Consider the following 21,180-nt stretch of genomic DNA (forward strand, 5'->3'; position numbering starts at 1 on the left):
CCGGGCGCGACTAAGCTACGCCCCGTTCAAGGAACCCCCGAATGCGCATCCACGGCCGACACTGGCTCTCTCTCGCGGCATTGCTCCTGCTGGCCGCCGGCTGCCAGGCGCCGCCCAAGGACCGTCCTCTCACCTCCGAAGTGCCGGAGCCGCCGGCCTTCGCGCCGCCGCCCGAAAGCTGCCTGGCCGAGGGCGTGCGCTTCGCGCTGGGTTTGCGCGCCACCCAGCCGCTGCTCGAGGAAATGCGCCAGCGCAGCGGCGCCAGGTTCGCGCGCACCGTGCTCTCCACCGACCCGCCCGATCCCGTGCTCGATCCGACCCGCCTCAACGTGCGGATCGAGCCCTCGGGCCGCATCGTGGGGGCGAGCTGCCAATAAGAAAGACCTGTCGGCTCGACCTCGCTTCCCCGGTTCCAGGGCACCGCATCCGCGAATGCTTTGGTCCTGCTTCGATGCCACGGTGTTGCGCGAAGACCGCGAACGTCACAATTCGACCCGCCCGGATCGCTCCACGGTCAGTTTTGAGAGAACAATAGATTGCGATTTTCCGGACTCAGCCCTTTGTCGACCAAGCAACCTCCCGCCATGGCCCTGCCGGATTCCGGACTCAAACGCCTTCCCCCCGATGAGGTGCTGCGCCCCCTGCTGGCCGACTGGGCCCGCGAGGGCAAGCGCCTGGCCATCGTCTGCTTCATCGACCTCGACCGTTTCGCCGACGTGAACCAGCGCCTGGGCATGGCGGGCGGCAACGCCGCGCTCGAAGAAGCGCGCCGCCGCCTCAAGGCCCAGCTGCCGCGCGAGGGCCTGCTGGCCCATGTCGGCGGCGACGAATTCGCGGCCGTGTTCGCGGGCATCGGCAATTCGCAGTGCCACCAGGTGCTCGAACGCATGCTGGCCGCGCTGGCCGAACCCTGGGAGTGGCGCGGCCATGCGGTCAACCTCGAGGCCAGCCTCGGCGCGCGGCTGCTCGATGCCAGCGGTCCGCCGCCCGAACTCGCGCTGCGCCAGGCCAGCCACGCGGCCTTCTTCGCCAAGCGCGCGGGCGACGGCCGGGTGCACTACTTCGACGCGCCGCAGGCCCATGCCGACGAACAGATGGTGCGCGCGCGCCAGCGCATCCAGGAAGGCCTGGAGCGCGACGAATTCTTCCTCTGCTACCAGCCCAAGGTCGACATGCAGCGCGGCGTGATGGTGGGCGTCGAGGCGCTGATCCGCTGGCAGCATCCCGAGCGCGGCCTGTTGCAGCCCGGCCAGTTCGTGCCGCTCACCGAGGGCGACGAGCTCGCCGAGCGCATGGGCGACTGGGTGATCGGCGCGGCGCTGCGGCAGGCCTACGAATGGCGCGCGCTCGGGCTGCGCACCGCGATCAGCGTGAACGTGAGCCCGCGCCACATGATGCGCTGGGACTTCGTCGACCGGCTCGCGCAGCACCTGGCGCAGTTTCCCAAGCTCGGCGCCGGCACGCTCGAGCTCGAGATCCTCGAGACCACAGCGATCAGCAAGTTCTCCACCGTGGCGCGCTTCGTCGAGGCCTGCAAGGGCCTGGGCGTGCCGGTGGCCATCGACGACTTCGGCACCGGCTATTCGTCGCTGACCTACCTGCGCCAGCTGCCGGTGTCCTCGGTCAAGATCGACCAGTCCTTCATCCGCGGCATGCTCGAAAGCGAGCAGGACCGCGCGATCGTGCAGGGCATCCTCGCGCTGCTCAAGGCGCTGGGCCGCACGCCCGTGGCCGAGGGCGTGGAGACGCTGGAGATCGGCGGGGCGCTGCTCGAGATGGGGTGCGCGCTGGCCCAGGGCTATGGCATCTCGATGCCGCTGGCGGCCTGCGACATTCCGCAATGGGTGAAGGACTTCGAGCGCGAGCCGCTGTGGGCCCCGCTCCCGCATTACGCGCAGGCGCTGCCCGTGGCGGGGGCGCCGGCCTCGGGCGGCTGAGCGCGCCCAACGAACAGGAAACCGCGCGAGCCCCCTCGGGGCCGCGCGGTTTTTCTTCGTGGCGCCTCGCCGTTCAGAGCAGCGGCGTGTAGGGCGACACCAGCGGCCGCAGCGTCGTGCCCGTGGGCACGCCCAGCGTGCTCGAGCCGTCGAACACGTAGCGCAGGTAGAGGCTGCCGGTGAACTGCCGGTAGTCCTGCGCGTTGTTCAGGCCGATCGAGCCGCCCAGGAACATCTTGGGCGCGAGCTGGTACTCGAGCACTGCGGCGAGGTTGTAGGCCAGGCCGGTCTTCGAGGTCTTCGCGTAGCGGCCGGTGTAGATCGCGTTGGTGAGGCCCAGGGCGGCCGCGCCGGCGGCGGCCCGGCCGGCATCGCCGTTGCGGCTGCTGTCGGTCGGGAAGTAGGGCGTGTCCTTCTGGTTGAAGGCCTGCACGCCCAGCGAGGCATTGACGCGCCACGACAGCCGGTTGTTGCGCCCGCTCCAGTCCACCGGCAGCGCGAGGCTCACGAAGCTCTGCGGGCTGAAGTAGCCGCCATGGCCGAAGGTGTAGTAGCTGAGGTTCTTCTCGTAGCCCATGATGCCGAGGTTGAGCCCCAGCGTGAGCTTGTTGCCGGGCTCGCTCAGCAGGTGGATGTAGCTGCCGCCGCCGATCTCGAAGCGCGAGTTGCTCGCCACGTTCTTGCCCGTGAGGCCGTGCAGCGCGCCATAGCCGTAGAAGCCGTAGGTGCCGTCGTCGTAGCCGATGTCGCCGCGCGCGCCGGTGGCGACCACGCCGCCCCAGCGCTCGCCGGTGCGCTCGTCCTTCGCGCCCGCGAAGGACAGCAGGCTGTCGGTGACCGGCCGGCGCGACAGGTCGGCCTTGTACGACCAGGAGTCGCCGAAGGCGCCCTTGAAGGAGACGTTGCCGATCAGGTTGACCTGCTGGAAGCCCAGCGGCGTGGTGCCGATGCTGGCGCCGAAGTTCGTGCCCTCGTAGCCCACGCTCAGGCCCAGGCCGGCGGCGTTCTGCTGGCCGGCCGTGGTGCCGTTCATCAGGCCGGTGAAGGCCGAGCCGGGACCGCCGCCGAAGCGGCTGGCGGTGGCCCAGTCGCCCGCGGGCGAGCCGGCATCGAGGAAGGTGGGCGTGACGCCCACGACGATCTTGCCGTCGCCGACCGGGAAGCGGGCCTCGAACGGAATCTCGAAGTCGGTCAGCCGGCTCAGGCCCGCTTCGCCCGCGCGGTTGCGGAACACGGTGCCCGCGGTGAGGGTGACCGAGCGCGCGGCCTCGAGCTCGCGCAGCTCCGCCGCGGCCGAATCGGCCGGCGGCTGGGCGCGCGGCGCGGCATTCCAGCCGGCGTCGACCTGCGCCGAGCCCGGGCGAGGCAGCGGCAGCAGGCCGCCGCCCTGCACATAGGGCTGCGGTGCCTGGGCGTAGACCGGGGCCAGCGTCTGCGTGCCGGCCGCCGGGTATTGCTGCAACGGCGGCGCGATGTAGGCCGTGGCCTGGGGGGTGTTGGCCGCGCGCGCGGCGGTGCGCGTGTTCGCAGCCGGCGCGGCGGTGCCCGTGGTGCCGGCCGTGCGGCGGCCCTTGGCGGTGGCCGCGGGTTGCGCGTTCGTCGTCGGCCAGGGCGTGGCGCCCGACGCGGCCGCGACCGGATAGCCCGCGTTCGCCGGAGCGGCCGCATAGGCCGGATATTGCACGGGATAGGTCGCCGGGTAGGCGCCCGCGGTGGCGGCCGGCGCATAGGCCACCGGCTGCATCCGCGCCTGGGCGAAGGGATTGCCGCCCGCGCCCGCGGGCACCGGCAGCGCAGTGCTCGCGGCGCCGCCGGTCATGCCGGCGAAGGGGTTCGCGGGTGGCAGGCCGCCCGGCACGCCAGGCGCGCCCGGGGCACCGCCCGAAGCGAGCCGGCTGTCGGCCTCGACCGCGGCGCGCAGGTACTGCTCGGCCTTGCGGCTGTCGCCGGCATTGCGGTAGACGCGGCCGGCCGCGGTCAGCACGCGCGATTCGTCGGGCGCCTGCTTGAGCGCGGCCATCACGTAGCTCTCGGCATCGCCGTGGTTGCGCTGCGCGCTCGCGCTCGCGGCGGCGGCCAGCAAGGTGTCGAGGTCGGTCGGGCTGCGCTGCAGCACGCGCTGGTAGAGCGCCAGCGCCTGGGCTTCGTCGCGCGCGGCCGAATAGAGCCGCGCGAGCGCGGCCAGCGCCTTCGGATCGTCGGGCCGCTCGGCCAGCACCGGCGCCATCGCGTTGTAGGCGGCCTCGAGGTTGCCGGCCTCGCGCAGCGCGTCGGTCTGGCGCAGCGCGTAGGCGATGCGCAGCGCATCGAAGTCGGCGCGCTGGGACGAGGTCATGCTGGTGCTCGCGAGCTGGCGCAGCACGGCCGACAGCTCGATGTCCTGGCGCGTCTTGAGCAGCACCGATGCATAGAGCAGGCGGTTGGCGACGGTCGGCGTCGGCGTGCGCGCGAGCAGCTGGCGGCTCATCGCGAGCGCGCGCGGCGCATCGCCGATGTCGGCGTAGGCGCCCGCGAGCTGGCCGAAGATCTCGCTCGGCATGTCGCTGCTCAGCGAGGCCTCGGCCTGGCCCAGCAGCTGGCGCGCGGCATCGACCTGGCCCTGGCGCGCGAGCGCCTGCGCGCGCTGCGCCTGCGACTGCGCCCAGAGGCGGCGCTGCAGCGCGGCCATCTCGCGGGTGCGCGAGCCGGCCGGGATGCGCTCGAGGTACTGCATGCCGGCGGCGGCATCGCCGGTCTCGGAGGCCAGCAGGGCGCTCGCGAACAGGGCGTCGGGCATGTCGGGCTGCGACATCAGCAGGCCTTCCATCACGCCGCGCGCCTCGGCCACCAGGCCCTGGCGGCGGTAGATGTTGGCGAGATCCAGCCGCACCCACGGACTGTCGGGCGCGGCGAGCATGGCGTCCTCGAGCGTGCGTTGCGCGCCGGCGCCGTCGCCGGCATCGGCCTGCTGCTTCGCCTTGGCACGCGCCTGCTCGACCTGGATGTCGCGCAGGCCGCCGAGCTGGGCCGCCTGCTCGGGCGTGAGGCGGCGTGAGAGTTCGAGCGCTTCGTCGGCGCGGCCCTGGCGGCCGAGCACCGCGATCAGGCCGCGCAGGGCCTGGCCATCCGAGGGCTTGCTCTCGAGCACGCGGCGGTAGCCCTGCTCGGCCTGCGGCAGCTCGCCGGCGGCGGCGCGCAGGTCGGCCAGCGCGACCTGGCCCACGGGCTCGCGCGCATCGATGCGCACGGCGCGCTCGAGCAGCGACTGCGCGCTGCGCAGGTCGTTGCGGCCCTGCGCGGCGCGCGCCTGGTTCACGAGGTTCCAGTAGGTGGCGCTCTGCAGCGCCGAGTTCCACTTGGTGTTGCCGCCGCGCGCGGCCTGCTCGAGGTACTGCTGCGCCTCGGCGAAGCGTTCCTGGCGCAGCCGCACCAGGCCCAGGCCGCCGAGTGCCTCGCTGTCGTCGGCCTTGGCGCGCAGCGCCTGCTGGAAGCGCTGCTCGGCGGTCGCCGGGTCGCCGCGGTCGAGCGCGCGGTAGCCCTCGCCGAGCGGCACGCCCGGGCCGGAGGCCGCGGTCGTGCGGCCGCTTTCGAGCGCCTCGAGGCGCGCGGCCACGGCCGTGTCGTTCTGGTTGTTGGCGAGGAACTCGCGGTACAGCGGCATGTCGGGCGCGCGGGCGTCGAGCCAGATCAGCGCCTGGCGCCAGCTCGCGCGCGCGGCCGCGCCCACGGTCGGCTGCTTCGACAACTCGGCCAGGCTGCGGATGCCTTCGCGCCGCGTGCTCTCGCTGTAGGTGCGCAACTGCGCGAGCGCGAGCTTGTAGCTGGCGTTCTCGGGGTATTCGCGCACCAGCTGCTCGATGCCGCGGCGGCCTTCGTCGGCACCTTGCGGCGTGCTGCTGAGCGTCTGGTAGTACTCGAGCGCCAGCGCCTCGGGCGGTGGTCGGTTGTCGAACTGGTCGCGGTACAGCTGCACCGCCTCGGCCGCGCGACCGGCGCGCGCCGCCGCGCGGGCGCGCTGCAGCAGGCTGCCCTGGCCGGGGTTCTGCGCCTGCTGCTGCAGGCGCGACAGGCGCGGATCGTTGGGCGCGGCGGCGCGCAGCCGCGCGATCCAGCTGCGCGCCGGCTCGGCGTTGCCGCGCGAGAGCTCGACCTGCGCCATGCCGTACATCGCGTCGGCCGACTGCGGATTCACGCTGAGCAGCTTGCGCCAGCTTTCCTCGGCCAGGTCGGCGCGACCCTGCGACTGCCAGTAGTTGCCCTGTTCGATCAGCGCGGTGGCGGCGTCGGCCTGGGCGTGCGCCGGATTGGCGGCGCCCAGCGTGGCGAACAGGCCCAGGCAGGCCAGCCAGCGCGCGGAGGGCAGGCCCGCCGGAGCGCGGCGCAACCGGGTCGGGCGCGGCGATGTCATGCCGTGCGGGTGGGTCGACATAGCAGTCTCCATGAGGTTTGCAGCTGGCCGTTCCGGAGGAACTGGTAGCGCCCGTCGAACCAGGCCTGGCCGAAGAGCAGCAGCATCTGTTCGTAGTAGGGAAGCAGGGCGGTCGACGGCTGGCCGTCGGCGCGCGAATTGGGCAGGCGCGCCAGCTCGGTGGCCAGCGCCTCGGGCATGTCCTGCGCCTTCAGGTAGGGCAGCAGCGCGCCGGCGAAACCCAGCGGTCCCATGCCGCGCACGGTGCCGGTGGTGGTGTCGACCAGCTCGGGGATCGGCTGCCGGTCGGCCAGCAGGCGCTTCGGGCCCGCCAGGGCCTGCAGCAGCGCCCGGCGGTCGGGCGACTGTTCGGCCAGCATGCCGGCCCAGAGGTAGACGCGGATCGCGTCATAGCTGCCGACCGTGCCCTTCTCGGGGTCGGCGACGAAGGCGCGCGCGTCCTCCGACCAGGCGCACCAGTCGGGCGAGAAGCCGCGCGGCGCCGTGGCCGCGAGCAGGCGCACCGTGTTGTCGGCCACCGCGGCCCAGGGGCCCTGCGGATCGGCGTGCTGGAAATAGCGCAGCAATTGCAGCGGCATGTAGCTCGGGTTGAGCCGCCACACCGAACCGCTGGCCACCGACTTGGGCCAGGGCAGGAGCATGCGGCCGAAGCCCGACAGCGAGACCACCTCCTCGCGCGCCACCAGCGCCAGCAGGCTGCGGCCCATGCTCGCGTAGCGCGGTTCGTTCCAGAGCCGGCCGGCCTCCATCAGCGCATAGGCGATCCAGAGGTCGGCGTCGGAGGCGGGATTCGGATCGAGCACGCCCCAGCCGCCGCCGGGCTTGCGGCCCCACTGCCAGGCCGGCAGGTTCTTCGCGACGCTGCCGTTCGCGAGGTTGGTCTCGGCCCAGCCCAGCACGCGCGCGAACAGCTCGCGGTCGTTGTGGACCAGCGCGAAGAACATGCCGTAGGACTGGCCCTCGGAGGTCGAGTGCTGCTGCGGCGTGTTGAAGTCGATCACGCGGCCGTCGCGCTGGACGTGGCGCGCGACGAAGGCGTTCCAGTCGGCGGCGGGGTGGCAGGTGGCGGGCATGGGCGCGGCGGGTGGCGTCGCAGGGGCGGTCGGTGCGGCCTGCGCGGCCGCGCGCGTGCCGGTCCAGGCCAGCGCGGACGCAGCCACGGCCGCGAACAGCGAGCGGCGCTGCCGGTCGGGAACGGAAGGGGGAAGCGTGGGCTTCAAACCTGTCATCGTGGGGTCGGTCTCCGGGGCGCGGGTCGTCACTTGAGGCGGCGACGCGCGCGGATCTGCAGGCTGGCATAGGCCACCGCGGCGCCGATCACGGCCAGCAGCACCACCAGGGCCGCCAGCAGCAGCGGGCTGCGCGAGAGGTTCCACTGCAGCCAGGCGATCGGCGGCAGGCGGCCGACGTAGTAGGTGTCGCTGCCGAGCACGCTGTGCACCTGCGCGTCGCGCACGATGGCCATGCTGCCCTGCACGCGCTTGAGCAGGTCGGGCGTCATCAGCGCGTTGAGCAGCGCATCCTTCGAGGTGCTGTTGGAGATCGCGGCGACCACGCTGCGGCCGCTGCGCAGCGGCGACTCGAAGCCCGCGAGCACCGCGTCGCGGCCGTCGTCGCTGACCGCGATCTGCATCGAGCCCGGCAAGTCCTCGCGGGTGCGCGCGCCGATCACGAAGTCGATCGCGGTGTCGATCCAGCTCGACAGCTTGAACTGCGGCGAGCCGTCGCCGTTGCCGTTGGCGGCCGCGGCGCGCTTGAGCGGCATGCGCTCGGCCCACTGCGTGAACAGCGGCTGGTTCTGCAGGCTGCCGATCACCAGCAGGTCCTTGTCGGCCCACTGCGAGACCTCGGCCGAGCGGCCCACCTTCACGCGCAGCACCGGGTAGCCGGTGGCGCGGCCGATCTGGCCCATCAGGCCGAGGTAGGTCTCGGTGTCGGAGGTGTCGGCCTGGTCGGGCAGGATCACCGCGGTGTCCGACAGGTCGGCCATGCGCGAGAACGGGAAGCCGCCGTTGGCGTAGGCCGCGAGCTCGGGCATGGCGATGAAGTGCGGGAAGCCCGAGACGTCGATCTTCGAGGTCGGGTCGATCGAGCCGCGCACGTTGTCGAGCTGCGGGATGCAGCGGCCGGCCACGGGCTCGAAGTAGTAGTGCAGGCGCAGCTGGCTGCGCGGGCCCAGCGCCAGCGGCGGCAGGATCACTTCCTTGCGCTCGGCCAGCGTGCCGTCGGGCATCAGCTTGACGGCCAGCGGGTTGTACCAGCGGTCGCCGGCCGGGTTGGCCGAGCGCAGCGGGATCGCGCCGATGAAGTTCTCGTTGACGTTGACGTTGAGCGTCGACTGGTCGGGCCGCACGCGCGGCGTGTAGCGGTAGAGCAGGTCGAGCGGGATGCCGCGGCTGCGCCAGGTGAACAGGTCGGGCGGCAGCTGCAGGTTGACCCGCACCACGTCGGGGTTGTAGCCGGTCACCGACAGGTCGGCCGCGGTCGTGAGCTCGCCGAACTGCAGCGGCCGGTCGCTGGGCACCCAGCGCGGCGCGTCGTAGGGCTTGCGCGCCGGCGGCTCCTGGAAGGCGGCGATCGCGCTGGTCGCGCCCGACAGCGCGCGGCTGTTGAGCGCCAGCGAGGCGGCGGCGGTGCGCAGCTCGTTGGCGTCGCGGCCCATCACCAGCAGCAGCTTGGCGGTCGGGTCCTGCGGATGGTCGACCACGGCCAGCGCCGGGCCCTGGATCGAGGGCAGCACCAGCCCGGGCAGGCTGGTCTCGGGGGTGGCGAACACCACCGCGTGGCCGCTGGGCAGCTGGCCGCGCGAGACCGGGAACACGGCGCCGCGGTAGTCGGCGAGCGCGCCGAACCACGACGAGACCACGCCCGCGGCCTCGAGCAGCGGGCCCGACTCGGCGCTGCCGAAGACGAAGGGAATGCGCGCGCGGCGCACGTCGCGGCGGTCGAAGAAGGGCTGCGGCAGCGTCGCCAGGTCGTTGGTCAGCTTGAGCGGCGACACGTTCAGGCGCAGCGTGCTCGAGGCGTCGATGCGCGCCCACAGGCTGGTGTGGGCCGGGTCCTCGCAGTCGCGCGTGTAGTGGCCGATCAGCTCGACGTTGATGCGGTTGAACTCGGTGATCAGGCGCCGGTCGATCGGGATGTCGGCGGTCTGCGGCTTGCCGCCGTCGGCGCGGTTCACCGGCAGGGTCGCGACCAGCACGTCGTTGACCGTCACCTTCAGGTGCGACAGCTCGGGGATCAGCGAGGGCGAGTAGGCATAGTTGAGGCGGAACGAGGCCGCGGTCACCAGCTCGTCGGCGCGGATGTTGAACGGGATGCCGATGGTGCCGCTGATGCCGCGCAGCTGGATCGCGTAGTCGATGCCCAGCTGCGTGAGGTTGAGCTCGCGCACCGTGCCGCCGGCCGCGGCCGTGCTGGCCACGGGCACCGGCGCCGCGGCCGCGCCGGGCAGCTGCTGGGCCGGCAGCGCGAGCGTGGGCACGGCGGCGGGCGCGATCGAAGGAACGGTGGCGGGAACGACGGCAGGCGCGACCGGACGCTGCTGCGTGGAGGCCGTGCCGGCCGCGGTCAGCGCCAGCAGGGCCAGCATGGCGCCGGCGGCCGGACGGAAGGAGGGAGCGGCGCCGCGGCGCGGCGCTTTCGGAGTGATCGTCACGCGGGTTCCTTCTTCGTTCCGACGGAGCGCTTGGGCAGCCGCAGCCGCGAGAGGCCGGCCCGGTAGTAATGGGAGAACATGTCCTTGAAGCCGACCAGGCTGATGCTCGTCAGGTGGGCCAGCACGCGGTGCACGCCCACGCGCGGATGGTTGCCCCAGCGCGCGGCCCAGATGTCGGCGCGCGCGGTCGTGCACTGCACCAGCGCGCGCTCCTGCGCGAAGCTCATCGGCGCGAAGCGAAGGCCCAGGCGCTTGCCGTTGCTGAAGCGCACGGTGGCGGGGAAGCGCGACTCCGCGTCGCCGCGGAACAGCGCCACCTCGATCGGTTCGTCGGGCGCCAGCTTGACCTCGGTCGGCAGCTCCAGGCCCAGGCCGCCGGTCGAGAAGTCGAAGGTGTTGCAGCGCATCGAGTGGCCGTTGGCGAAGTACAGCGCCGCCGGTACGTCGAGCGTCACGCGGTGCGCGGCGCGCACCTGGCGCGACTCGTTGGCCGCCGCCACGCAGGCGCCGAGGATCATGAGGTTGTAGATGGTCCAGGCCAGGTTCAGCCACACGGTGGCGATGTTCTGCGGATCGACCCAGGTCAGGCGCCAGATGCCGAGCGCCACGCCGATGAAGTTCAGCGCCAGCAGCACCAGGCTGGCCTTGGCGATCGAGGTGTCGAAGTACTGCTCCTGGATCAGGCCGCCCTTGGCCGTCACGTTGAAGCTGCCGAGCTTGGGATTGATCAGCGCCACCAGCGTGGGCCGGAAGATGTACCAGGCCAGCACCGCCTCGTAGACCTCGTTCCACAGCAGGTAGCGGAAGCGCCCCTGGATCCGGCTGTTGGTCAGGTTGGCGTGCAGGATGTGCGGCAGCGCGAAGGCGAAGATCATCGAGGCCGAGGCATGGATCACGCTCGCGCCGAAGTACAGGTAGGCCAGCGGTGCCGTCAGGTAGATGAGCCGCGGCAGGCCGTACAGGAAGTGCAGCATCGCGTTGAGGTAGCACAGCCGCTGCGCCCAGTGCAGCCCGCGGCCGAACAGCGGGTTGTCGACGCGGAAGATCTGCGCCATGCCGCGCGCCCAGCGGATGCGCTGGCCCACGTGGCCCGACAGGCTCTCGGTCGCCAGGCCCGCGGCCTGCGGCAGCGCGAGGTAAGCGGTGTTCCAGCCGCGGCGGTGCATCTTCAGCGCGGTGTGGGCGTCCTCGGTCACGGTCTCGACCGCGATGCCGCCGACTTCCTCGACCGCCGTGCGGCGCAGCACGGCGCAGGAGCCGCAGAAGAAGCTGGCGTTCCAGAGGTCGTTGCCGTCCTGGATCAGGCCGTAGAACAGCTCGCCTTCGTTGGGCACCGTGCCGAAGGTGTCGAGGTTGCGCTCGAAGGGGTCGGCCGAGAAGAAATAGTGGGGCAGCTGGACCATGGCCAGCTTCGCGTCGCGGTTGAACCAGCCCATCGCGATCTGCATGAACGAGCGCGTGGGGATGTGGTCGCAGTCGAAGATCGCGACGAACTCGGCGCTGGTGTTCTTGAGCGCGGCATTGATGTTGCCGGCCTTGGCGTGGCGGTTGTTGTCGCGCGTGACGTGGGTCACGCCCACGGCATCGCAGAACTCGCGGAACTCGGGGCGCCGGCCGTCGTCGAGCACGTAGATCTTGATCTTGTCGCGCGGCCAGTCGATGGCCTGCGCGGCCAGCACCGTCGGGCGCACCACCGACATCGGCTCGTTGTAGGTCGGGATGAACAGGTCGATGGTCGGCCACTCGGCCGGGTCCGCGGGCAGCGGCGAGGGCTTGCGGCCCAGCGGCCAGGCGGTCTGGATGTAGCCCAGCAGCAGCACGACGAAGGCGTAGAGCTCGGCCATGAGCAGGCCGACGCCCAGCACCAGGTCGACGATGTTGTCCATGTACATCGTCTCGGTGATGCGCCAGTAGGTGTAGCGCGAGGAGACGATCACCGACAGCAGCATCAGCACCAGGCCCGCGAAGTGGCCGCGGAAACGGTTCACGAACAGCGCGGCCAGGAAGATGCCGACCGACAGCACCAGCTGCTGCTCGAAGGTCATGGGCGCGATGATCAGCGCGGGTGCCGTCGTGAGCAGGATCAGCCAGCCCACCAGCCGCACCGGCCACAGGCGCAGGAAGGCCGGCGCGGGCCGCGGCGGGCGGTCGGCGCCCAGCGGGGTATCGGGCGAGGGAGGCGGCGCGGAGTCCGCCCCGGAGGCCGGCTGCGCCGTGCTGCTGTTCATCGGGGCTCCATCTGCCAGGCCGGGTCGGCCGCGGGCTGTGCGGGGGCGTTGCGGTTCGCGGTGGCCGCGGCGATGCGCGCCAGCAGCCGGTCGGCGCACACCGAGAGGTCCTGCGCCGCCTGGCTCAGGGGCGCGTAGCGGTGCACCGGCAGCGCCGAGGCGAGTGCCTCGGACACCGATTCGTCCTGGTGCAGCACGCCCAGCAGTTCCGACTGCAGGCGCGCGCGCAGCATCTCGAACACGTCGTGGTTGAGCCGGCGGCTCGGTGCCACCTGGTTCACCACGTAAGCGCTGCCGCCGTAGTCGGCGCGCGGGCGGCAGTACTTGTCGACCATGCGCTCGATGATCGGCAGGGTGGCGAAGGAGCCGGCATCGGCCAGCACCGTGACCACGCAGAAGTTGGCTGTGCGCAGCGCCTGCTGCATGTAGACCGTGGGGCCGGGCGGCGTGTCGAGCACCACCAGCGTGTCCTCGGGCAGCGCGAAGCGCGCGAGCGTGTCGCCGAGCCAGTCCGGATGGCGCGCGAGCTGCTGCTCGAGCTCGATCTGCCGTTCGTCGTCGACCGTGCCGAAGGGCAGCACCACCGTGCCGCCATGGCCGGGGCGCATCGCCTGGGTCCAGGTCAATTGGCCGGCCGCGACCTCGGCCAGGCCCTCGACGCACTGGTGCGGGTCGTTGGCGAGGTGGAAGCGCAGCGCGTTCTGCGGATCGAGGTCGATCGCCAGGACGTGGTGGCCGCGCTCGGCGAGCACGGTGCTCAGGTTGGCGGCGACGGTGGTCTTGCCAACACCGCCCTTGGATGAAATGACGGGGATGACGACCATGGTCACGTCGGCCGGCGCCAGCGTGACATGGGGCCCGGCGGTGGCTCGGGGCGCTGCGGTCCCGCCAGGCGCGCGAACAGCGCGTCCAGCTCGGTCGGGCTCCGTGCATCCGAGGCGGGAGGTGTCGGCGTGGCGGTGGAGGGATGGGCCGGGACGGGCCCCGGAACGAAGGCGGGTGCCGGCCGCGCGGCGGCCCAGGCGGGCACGGGCTGGGCGGGCGGCGGAACGACCGGCGCGGGGCCGAACGGGCTCGCGAGCGGGGCGGCCGGCCGCGCGGGTGCGACGATCGGGGCCGGAGCGGGGCGGACCGCCACGGGCGGCGGCATGACGGGCGCCGGTGGCGGCACGGGCGCGACCTGTACCACGGGTTTCACCGGAGGAGCGGGCGGCGGCTGCACCGGAGCCGGCGGTGGTTCGGGCGCTCGTTCGATCGGCGCGCCCGACAGCAGCGGCCAGCCGGCACGGCCTTCGCCATCGGTCGGCTCGGGTGGCGCGAATTCCTTGTAGACATGCGAGTCGCCACCGAACTTGCGGAACAGCCCGGCCACGTCTTCGGCGGATGGATCGTCGTTGCTCATGGGGAAGACCTCGCCAATCGAAGTTCGATCACCGCGCCGGGTTGGGCGGCGGAGGGCAGCGCCTGCACCCGCAGCGAGGCCGGCAGGCGCTGGCCGGCGAACCAGGTCTGGTAGACGCCTTCGAGGAAGCCGCTGCTCCAGCCGGTGGATTCGGGCCCGAAAGCCATGGCCAGCGGGCTGCAGGCATGGCGGATGCGCAGGCCGTCGGCCTCTTCGCGCAGGGTGCCGTAGCCCCAGTCGATGCCGTCCCAGCGGGCATTGAACTCGGCTTCGAGTTCGGCCAGGCTCGCGCAGGGAGGCACCGGAAAGGTGCGCGCCACGTTCTCGCCGATGCGGAAGAAAAGCTGGTGCAGATCCTCGGGCGGGAGTCCGGCGGCGAGCTCGGCTGCCATGCCGCGGTTGAATGCGAGCCACTGCGTGCTGCAGGCTCGGCGTTCAAAGTGATCGATGACCCCGTTTGTTTCTTCCATGCTGGGGCATTCTCTGGGAATGGTTAACGATTGACAACAATCGTTTACTGAGTTGGTATTAGTTCACGGCTGATTGTCGGGAATTCGTGACGATCCAGTCGCGTTTCGGCCTGTTCCGTTCAGTGCGATCCATGACCGTTGCTTTCGGGTCAGGCTCCTTGCATCGAGCTGGTAACTTTGGTGTTACGTATTCGTCAGCCAAATGGATTCACTGAATCCGGGGTTTCCCCAGCAAGCGCGGGCGGGGCGGACGCGGTGGCCTCGGCAACCCGCCCTTCGACTGGCGGATTGGCGATGAATCGGTAGAAATGTCGAAACTCTGCCGCTTCAGCCCGACATGCGCTCGGCCGGCGCCGAGCCGGCCCGGACCACGCCGCGCCCCGCGGTCTTGGCCGCATAGCAGGCTTCGTCGGCGGCATGCAGCCAGGCATCGACGCTGCGCGTCTGCGGCGTGAGGCTGGCCACGCCGATGCTCGCGCCGATGCGCAGGTCCGCGGGCAGCGAGGGCATCGCGATCTCGGCGATCGAGGCCACGATGGCCTCGGCCACGCGCACCGCATCGGCATGGCGGCAGCGCTCGAGCAGCAGCACGAACTCGTCGCCGCCCAGCCGCGCCGCCAGGTCGCCCGCGCGCACCCGCGAGGCGATGGCGCTGGCGGCCGCGCGCAGCATCGCGTCGCCGGTCAGGTGGCCGCCGGTGTCGTTCACGCGCTTGAAGTTGTCGAGGTCGATGAAGACCATCGCGGCCGGCATGGTGGCCGGCAGCCCCGCGATCAGCCGTTGCGCATGGGCCTCGAAGCGCTGGCGGTTGGCCAGCCCGGTCAGGCTGTCGTGCGCGGCCGACCATTCGAGCGCCGCGCGGATGCGGCGCTGCTGGTCGATGTCGGTCAGGATCCAGATCGTGCCGAGCTCCATGCGCGCCACGTCCACCGGCTTGCTGCGCAGCCGGGCCCAGAAGCGGCTGCCGTCGGGCCGCTGCACCTGGCATTCGCCCACGTAGGCCTGGTCGGCGCCGAAGGCCAGTGCCTCGAGCGCGGCCAGCGGGGTTTCGCCCGGCTCGGGCGGCACCAGCACCTTGCCGGTCAGCCGGCCCAGCAGGTCCTCGCGCGCGCAGCCCAGCAGCCGGCAGAGCTCGTCGCTCGCGAGGTCGAAGCGCCCGTCGCGCACCAGCGCGATGCCCACCGGCGCCGCGCGCATCACCGAGCCGAGCTTGGCGATGCTCTCGCCGTTGAGCCGCTCGAGCTCGGCGCGCTGGATGCCCACGCGCCGCAGCACGTTGCCGAGCTGGCCGATCTCGCCGCCGGCGCGCGGCCAGCCGTCGGCCGCGCCCATGCTGCCGTCGAACAGGTGCTGGGCGCGCCGCTCCAGCAGGCGCAGCGGCCGCAGGCCCCACCACAGCAGCGCGAGCAGCCCCAGCGCCAGCGGCGCGACGATCAGGCCGGCCCAGCGCAGCGACTGGGCGCGCGCGGTGGCGAAGGGCGCGGTCAGTTCGGACTGGGGCCGGGTGCGCCACACCATCCAGTCGGGCCCGGCCACGCCGGCGGCGCTGGCGATCTCGCCGGGCTGCGGCAGCGCCACGCCCGCGGGTTCCGCCGGGCTGTGCTCGGCGGTCCAGGCCCTGAAGGCCTGCCCCAGGCGCGGTTCGTCGGTGAGCGAGCCCATGATCCGGCGCCGGTCCGGATGCGCGAGCACGCGGCCGTCGAGCGTGGTGACGACCAGCAGCGCGTTGTCGTCGCCGGCCTGCGGGTCGACCAGGCCGTCGAGCAGGTCGCGGCTGGACAGCCGCAGCACGCCGCCGAACACCGCGTAGATGCCCGAGGCGTTGCGCGCCGGCTGGGTGAACACCACGATCGGCTCGCCCGACAACGGGCCGTTCAGCGGCTCCGAGACGATCGCCCGGCCCTCGGCCAGGGTGCGGCGGAAGTAGTTGCGCTGGGTCAGCGGCAGCGGTGGGCGCGAGACGCCGTTCTCGGCATCTACCAGGATGCGCACTTCGCCGTCGGGCCGCGCGATGTAGAGCACGGTGAAGAGCCCGCGCAGGATCGGCTTGCTGTCCATGAAGCGCGCCAGCGCCGCGGGGTCGTCGAGCGTGGCCTCATCGAGCGATTCGGCGACCGACAGCAGCGCCCGCTGCAACTGGACCACGCTGCGCGAGAGCAGGGCGGCGGTGCGGGCCGACTCGCCGAGTTCGCGGCGCTGCTGCGCGGCGAGCAGGTCGCGCTCGGCGATGCCCAGCAGCACGCTGGTGCTCAGCGCGATGCCCAGGGCCAGCGCCACGATGCCGCCCAGCGTGAGGCGGACCTTGAGCGATCCGAACACGCGCTCGAGGCGCCCGCGTGGCCGGCCGATCATCAGATCATCCGTGCGGTCGGCCGCTGCGCCCGCGCTTTTCGAGGTACATCGCGGCATCGGCCAGGCGCAGTGCCTCCTCGGCCGTGGTGAAGCGCGGATCGACCGCCACCGCGCCCACGCTGGCGCCGCCGTAGCCGATCTCGACCGCGCCGAGGTGGAAGTGGCCGACCGTGGCGGCCGCCACGCGCTGGCCGAGCGCCTCGGCCGCGGCCGGCGATTCGCCGCCCGCGAGCGCGGGGCCCGGACCGACCACCACGAACTCGTCGCCGCCGAGGCGGGCCAGCAGGTCGCCGGCGCGCAGCGTGCCGTGCAGCCGGCGCGCGATCTCCACCAGGAAGTCGTCGCCGGTCTCGTGGCCGTGCAGGTCGTTGATCTTCTTGAAGCCGTCGAGGTCGACGAAGGCGACCAGCACGCCGGTGCCGTCGCGCTGGCCCTGGGCCAGCATGCGGCGCAGGCCCTCGAGGAAGGCGCGCCGGTTCGGCAGGCCGGTCAGCGCATCGGTCGCGGCATGGGTGGCGAGCTCGGCATTGGCCGCCGAGAGCCGCTGGAACAGCTGCTCGCGCTCGACCTGGTGGCCGATCAGCCGCGCGAACAGGCCCAGTACGTTGGTGGCGTTGGCCGGCAGCGGCTGGCGCTCGCCGCTGGCCGCGCACAGCGTGCCGTAGAGGCCGCCGCTGTCGGTGCGCACCGGGGTGCTCACATAGGTCTGGATGCCGAGCTGGCGCGCGGCATCGGAATCACCCCAGCATTCGGCGACGTTGTCGGTGTAGACGCGGCCCTCGTCGAGGGCGCGCTTGCACAGGGTGTCGCCCCAGGGCACGGCGAGGCCTTCGGGGATCTGCAACTGGCGCGCGTTGCGCGCGTACAGGATGTGCTGGAGCCCCTGCTCCAGGTCGATGCGCGTGAGATAGGTCGATTCCAGGCCGGTCACGGCCTCGAGCATCTCGAGCATGGGACGGGTCAGGTCCTCGAGGGTCCTGGCCGACGATACGGAACTCGAAAGCTGGGTCAGCAATGTGTCCATGGGGTGCATTCTGCCGTTTGGACAGAAAAAAGAAACATTTGGTATTCAATTCACAAGAATTTGTGAACTTTTGTCGCGAAAGAGGCCCGGCGGAGCGGGCCGCCGGGCTGGCCACTCAGGCCTCCAGGGCTTCCATCAGCTCGGTCTCGATCGCGGCCTGCGTGCGCTGGCCTTGCAATTCGGGTCCGCTGATGAGAAAGCTGTCTTCGACCCGCTCGCCCAGGGTCGTGACCTTGGCGAGCTGCAGGTTCAGGTGGTGCCGCGCGAGCACGCGCGCCACCGAATAGAGCAGGCCGGCGCGGTCGCTGGCCGAGATGCTGAGCACCCAGCGCTGCGCCTTCTCGTCGGGCACCAGGCTGATGCGCGGCTTGATCGGGAAGCTGCGCACCCGGCGCGACACCCGGCCCATGCTCGGCAGCGGCAGGGCGCCGGCCTCGGTCAGGGTCTGCGCGAGCCCGGTCTCGACCATGTTGATCAGGTCGCGGTAGTGGTCGGGCAGGAAGGTGGTCACCACCTGGAAGGTGTCGAGCGCGTAGCCGTTGCTCGCGGTGTGGACCTTGGCGTCGAGGATGCTGAACGAGGCCTGGTCGAAGTAGCCGCAGATGCGCGCGAACAGGTCGGGCTGGTCGGGCGTGTAGACCACCACCTGCAGCCCTTCGCCCACCGGCGACAGGTGCGCGCGGACCACGGGCGGCGCGGCCGGGTCGATCGGCACGTTCTTCGGCGGCACGAAGCGCGACAGCTGCATCGCGTGCCAGGCGATCTCGCTGGCGTCGTGGCGCATGAAGTAGCCGACGTCGAGCGTGTCCCACAGCGCCTTGTGCGCCTCGAAGCGCTGGGCATGCAGCGCGAGCTGCACCAGCGCCTCGCGCTTGCGCGACTCGACCTCCGTGTCGGGATCGGGCATGCGCCCGCCGAGCGCGCGCAGGGTGTAGCGGTAGAGGTCCTCGAGCAGCTTGCCCTTCCAGGCATTCCACACGCGCGGCGAGGTGCCGCGGATGTCGGCCACGGTCAGCAGGTACAGCGCCGTGAGGTAGCGCTCGTTGCCCACGCGGCGCGCGAAGGCGCCGATCACCTCGGGGTCGCTCAGGTCCTGCTTCTGCGCCACCTGGCTCATCACCAGGTGCTCGGAGACCAGGAACTCGATCAGCTTCGAGTCTTCGCGCGAGATGCCGTGCTGCTTGCAGAAGCGCGCCACGTCGCGCGCGCCCAGCGTGGAATGGTCGCCGCCGCGGCCCTTGGCGATGTCGTGGAACAGCGCGGCCACGTACAGCAGCCAGGGCTTGTCCCAGCCGGCCGCGAGCTGCGAGCAGAACGGGTACTCGTGGGCGTGCTCGGCGATGAAGAAGCGCCGCACGTTGCGCAGCACCATCAGGATGTGCTGGTCCACCGTGTAGACATGGAACAGGTCGTGCTGCATCTGTCCCACGATGCTGCGGAACACGCGCAGGTAGCGCCCCAGCACCGAGGTCTGGTTCATCAGCCGGAAGGCATGCGTGATGCCGTAGGGCTGCTGCAGCATCCGCATGAAGGTGTCGTGGTTCGCCGGGTCGTTGCGGAACTTGCTGTCCATCACGTGGCGCGCGTTGTAGAGCGCGCGCAGCGTGCGCGCCGACAGGCCCTTCACGCCGATGGTCTTCTGGTAGAGCAGGAAGGTCTCGAGGATCGCGTGCGGCTCGCTCTCGTAGAGGTCGTCGCGCGCGATCTCGATCAGGCCGGCGCGCTCGAAGAAGCGCTCGTTGATCGGCGTCGGCTGCTCGTCGATCGGCTGCAGCCGCTCCGAGATGTTGAGCAGCAGGATCTGGTTGAGCTGCGAGACCGCCTTGGCGGCCCAGTAGTAGCGCCGCATCAGCGCCTCGCTCGACTTGCGCTGCGATTCGCTCACGTAGCCGAAGCTCGCGGCCACCGCGGTCTGCAGGTCGAACACCAGCCGGTCCTCGCGCCGGTTGGCGATCACGTGCAGCCGCGCGCGGATCAGCGACAGCAGCGCCTCGTTGCGCTTGATCTGCTGCGCCTCGAAGGGCGTGGCCAGGCCGTTGCGCGCCAGGTCGTCCCAGCGGCTGCCGAAGCCCGCGGCCTTGGCGACCCAGAGGATGGTCTGCAGGTCGCGCAGGCCGCCCGGCGATTCCTTGCAGTTGGGTTCGAGCGCGTAGGGCGTGTTGTCGAACTTCTGGTGCCGGTGCCGCATCTCCTGCGACTTGGCGATGAAGAAGGCCTGCGGGTCGATCACCGTGCCGAAGCGCTTGCGGAAGGTGGCGAACAGCTTCTTGTCGCCCGCGATCAGCCGCGCCTCGAGCAGCGAGGTCTGGACCGTGACGTCCTTCTCGGCCTCGGCCAGGCATTCCTCGATGGTGCGCACGCTCGAGCCGATCTCCAGGCCGGCGTCCCAGCACTGGCCGATGAAGGCCTCGAGCCGCGCCGGCTCGACCGCCTGCTCGCCGCCCTCGGGCGGCAGCAGCAGCAGCACGTCGACGTCGGAGTAGGGGAACAGCTCGCCACGCCCGTAGCCGCCGACCGCCACCAGCGCCAGGCCGTCGCCGAAATCGGCGTCCTGCCACAGCGTCTGCAGGTTCTCGTCGGCCAGCGCCGCGAGCTGGCGCAGCACCGTGTGCACGCTGCGCGTGGGCGCGCGCGCGAAGCGCAGGGTCTCGAAAAGGGCGAGCTTCTTCGCGCGGTAGGCTTCGCGCAGCGTCGCGACGTCGTGTCGGGCGGCTTCGATCATGGCGGTGGGGTGGCGCGGCCGGCCGCGCGGCTCATGTCTTGATGGCGCTCACGAACGACGGCAGCGGTGGGCTGCCCTCGGACAGGGTCAGCACCTCGTAGCCCGTTTCGGTGACCAGCACCGTGTGCTCCCACTGGGCCGAGAGCGAGTGGTCGCGCGTGACGATGGTCCAGCCGTCGTACTGCCCGCCCTTGAAGTCTTCCTTCACGTCGCGCTTGCCGGCGTTGATCATCGGCTCGATGGTGAAGATCATGCCGGGCTTGAGTTCTTCCATGGTGCCCGGGCGGCCGTAGTGCAGCACCTGCGGTTCCTCGTGGAAGCGCTGGCCCACGCCGTGGCCGCAGAACTCGCGCACCACCGAGAAGCCCTGGCCCTCGGCGAACTTCTGGATCGCATGGCCGACGTCGCCCAGGTGGGCACCGGGGCGCACCTGCAGGATGCCGTGCCACATGGCCTCGAAGGTGATGTGGCACAGGCGCTTGGCCGCGATCGAGGCGTCGCCCACGACGTACATGCGCGAGTTGTCGCCGAACCAGCCGTCCTTGATGACGGTGACGTCGACATTCATGATGTCGCCCTTCTTCAGGGGCTTGTCGTTCGGGATGCCGTGGCACACCACGTGGTTGACCGAGGTGCACAGCGACTTGGGGAAGGGCACGCTGCTGGCGCCCATGTAGCCCACCGTGGCCGAGGTGGTGCCCTGCTTGACCATGTACTCGGCGGCCAGGCGGTCGACGTCGTTGGTCGTGATGCCGGGCTTGATGAAGGGCGTGAGGTAGTCCAGCACCTCGGACGCGAGGCGGCAGGCGACGCGCATGGCGGCGATGCCCGCGGCGTCTTTGTAGGTAATGCTCATGCGTGGAATTATCCCATCCGGGCGAAGAAATCAGCGCCCGAACGGGCTCTGGCCGCCCGCCCGGGCGAGGCTTTCGCCATGACCTAAAATTCGCGTCCTGCGCGGACGGCCCCAGTCAGCGGC

The 21,180-nt window shown here is 71.4% G+C and carries 13 protein-coding genes; 2 read left to right on the plus strand and 11 right to left on the minus strand.

Features of this window, described 5'->3' with window-relative positions; translation table 11 throughout:
- The first annotated feature begins 41 nt into the window (after nucleotides 1–41).
- Together ACODT0_RS14005 and ACODT0_RS14010 are read left to right on the plus strand one after the other, a co-directional pair.
- On the plus strand, nucleotides 42–377 hold the full coding sequence (locus ACODT0_RS14005) for a hypothetical protein (RefSeq protein WP_057596950.1): 336 nt from the start codon (nucleotides 42–44) through the stop codon (nucleotides 375–377).
- 252 nt (nucleotides 378–629) lie between these two features.
- Nucleotides 630–1,937, plus strand: a complete 1,308-nt coding sequence (locus ACODT0_RS14010) for a putative bifunctional diguanylate cyclase/phosphodiesterase (RefSeq protein ID WP_296733540.1) — start codon at nucleotides 630–632, stop codon at nucleotides 1,935–1,937.
- A 73-nt stretch (nucleotides 1,938–2,010) separates the two neighbouring features.
- On the opposite strand, the gene ACODT0_RS14015 is transcribed toward ACODT0_RS14010, so the two are convergent.
- The 11 genes from ACODT0_RS14015 to map all read right to left on the minus strand — a co-directional run bounded on the left by ACODT0_RS14015 (nucleotide 2,011) and on the right by map (nucleotide 21,057).
- Nucleotides 2,011–6,324: a cellulose biosynthesis protein BcsC gene (locus ACODT0_RS14015; protein ID WP_413763469.1), complete on the minus strand. Its 4,314-nt coding sequence runs from the start codon at nucleotides 6,322–6,324 to the stop codon at nucleotides 2,011–2,013.
- Complete coding sequence (gene bcsZ, locus ACODT0_RS14020; RefSeq protein ID WP_489041523.1) at nucleotides 6,321–7,574, minus strand: cellulose synthase complex periplasmic endoglucanase BcsZ; 1,254 nt, start codon at nucleotides 7,572–7,574, stop codon at nucleotides 6,321–6,323. The genes ACODT0_RS14015 and bcsZ overlap by 4 nt, the downstream gene beginning before the upstream one ends.
- 29 nt (nucleotides 7,575–7,603) lie before the next feature.
- Nucleotides 7,604–10,003 carry a cellulose biosynthesis cyclic di-GMP-binding regulatory protein BcsB gene (gene bcsB / locus ACODT0_RS14025; protein WP_489041524.1) on the minus strand — a complete coding sequence of 800 codons (2,400 nt, stop codon included), beginning with the start codon at nucleotides 10,001–10,003 and terminating at the stop codon, nucleotides 7,604–7,606.
- Nucleotides 10,000–12,231, minus strand: a complete 2,232-nt coding sequence (gene bcsA, locus ACODT0_RS14030; RefSeq protein WP_082322219.1) for a UDP-forming cellulose synthase catalytic subunit — start codon at nucleotides 12,229–12,231, stop codon at nucleotides 10,000–10,002. Before bcsA ends, bcsB begins: the two co-directional genes overlap by 4 nt.
- Nucleotides 12,228–13,055: a cellulose biosynthesis protein BcsQ gene (gene bcsQ, locus ACODT0_RS14035; protein ID WP_064262413.1), complete on the minus strand. Its 828-nt coding sequence runs from the start codon at nucleotides 13,053–13,055 to the stop codon at nucleotides 12,228–12,230. The genes bcsA and bcsQ overlap by 4 nt, the downstream gene beginning before the upstream one ends.
- Before the next feature lie 2 nt (nucleotides 13,056–13,057).
- Nucleotides 13,058–13,633 carry a hypothetical protein gene (locus ACODT0_RS14040; RefSeq protein ID WP_479669917.1) on the minus strand — a complete coding sequence of 192 codons (576 nt, stop codon included), beginning with the start codon at nucleotides 13,631–13,633 and terminating at the stop codon, nucleotides 13,058–13,060.
- On the minus strand, nucleotides 13,630–14,103 hold the full coding sequence (gene bcsD, locus ACODT0_RS14045) for a cellulose biosynthesis protein BcsD (protein WP_057597058.1): 474 nt from the start codon (nucleotides 14,101–14,103) through the stop codon (nucleotides 13,630–13,632). Before bcsD ends, ACODT0_RS14040 begins: the two co-directional genes overlap by 4 nt.
- A 327-nt stretch (nucleotides 14,104–14,430) precedes the next feature.
- Nucleotides 14,431–16,455 (minus strand): sensor domain-containing diguanylate cyclase, encoded by a 2,025-nt coding sequence (locus ACODT0_RS14050; protein WP_489041525.1) that lies wholly within the window; start codon nucleotides 16,453–16,455, stop codon nucleotides 14,431–14,433.
- Between the two features lie 4 nt (nucleotides 16,456–16,459).
- Entirely contained in the window at nucleotides 16,460–17,479 is a 1,020-nt protein-coding gene (locus tag ACODT0_RS14055; RefSeq protein ID WP_057597056.1) for a sensor domain-containing diguanylate cyclase, read from the minus strand.
- 115 nt (nucleotides 17,480–17,594) lie between these two features.
- The gene (locus ACODT0_RS14060) at nucleotides 17,595–20,201 is read right to left on the minus strand and encodes a [protein-PII] uridylyltransferase (RefSeq protein ID WP_057597055.1); all 2,607 of its coding nucleotides are present in this window, start codon (nucleotides 20,199–20,201) and stop codon (nucleotides 17,595–17,597) included.
- 31 nt (nucleotides 20,202–20,232) lie between these two features.
- Nucleotides 20,233–21,057, minus strand: coding sequence for a type I methionyl aminopeptidase (gene map, locus ACODT0_RS14065; RefSeq protein ID WP_057597054.1), 825 nt, complete (start codon nucleotides 21,055–21,057; stop codon nucleotides 20,233–20,235).
- Nucleotides 21,058–21,180: the final 123 nt, after the last annotated feature.

The organism is Variovorax sp. FG153 (assembly GCF_057809595.1).

Bases quoted from the DNA above. Each gene is read 5' to 3' on its own strand.
- ACODT0_RS14005 (WP_057596950.1), top strand. From the start codon at position 42: ATGCGCATCCACGGCCGACACTGGCTCTCTCTCGCGGCATTGCTCCTG.
- ACODT0_RS14015 (WP_413763469.1), bottom strand. From the start codon at position 6,324: ATGACATCGCCGCGCCCGACCCGGTTGCGCCGCGCTCCGGCGGGCCTG.
- bcsZ (WP_489041523.1), bottom strand. From the start codon at position 7,574: ATGACAGGTTTGAAGCCCACGCTTCCCCCTTCCGTTCCCGACCGGCAG.
- bcsA (WP_082322219.1), bottom strand. From the start codon at position 12,231: ATGAACAGCAGCACGGCGCAGCCGGCCTCCGGGGCGGACTCCGCGCCG.
- bcsQ (WP_064262413.1), bottom strand. From the start codon at position 13,055: ATGGTCGTCATCCCCGTCATTTCATCCAAGGGCGGTGTTGGCAAGACC.
- ACODT0_RS14040 (WP_479669917.1), bottom strand. From the start codon at position 13,633: ATGAGCAACGACGATCCATCCGCCGAAGACGTGGCCGGGCTGTTCCGC.
- bcsD (WP_057597058.1), bottom strand. From the start codon at position 14,103: ATGGAAGAAACAAACGGGGTCATCGATCACTTTGAACGCCGAGCCTGC.
- ACODT0_RS14050 (WP_489041525.1), bottom strand. From the start codon at position 16,455: ATGATCGGCCGGCCACGCGGGCGCCTCGAGCGCGTGTTCGGATCGCTC.
- ACODT0_RS14055 (WP_057597056.1), bottom strand. From the start codon at position 17,479: ATGGACACATTGCTGACCCAGCTTTCGAGTTCCGTATCGTCGGCCAGG.
- ACODT0_RS14060 (WP_057597055.1), bottom strand. From the start codon at position 20,201: ATGATCGAAGCCGCCCGACACGACGTCGCGACGCTGCGCGAAGCCTAC.
- map (WP_057597054.1), bottom strand. From the start codon at position 21,057: ATGAGCATTACCTACAAAGACGCCGCGGGCATCGCCGCCATGCGCGTC.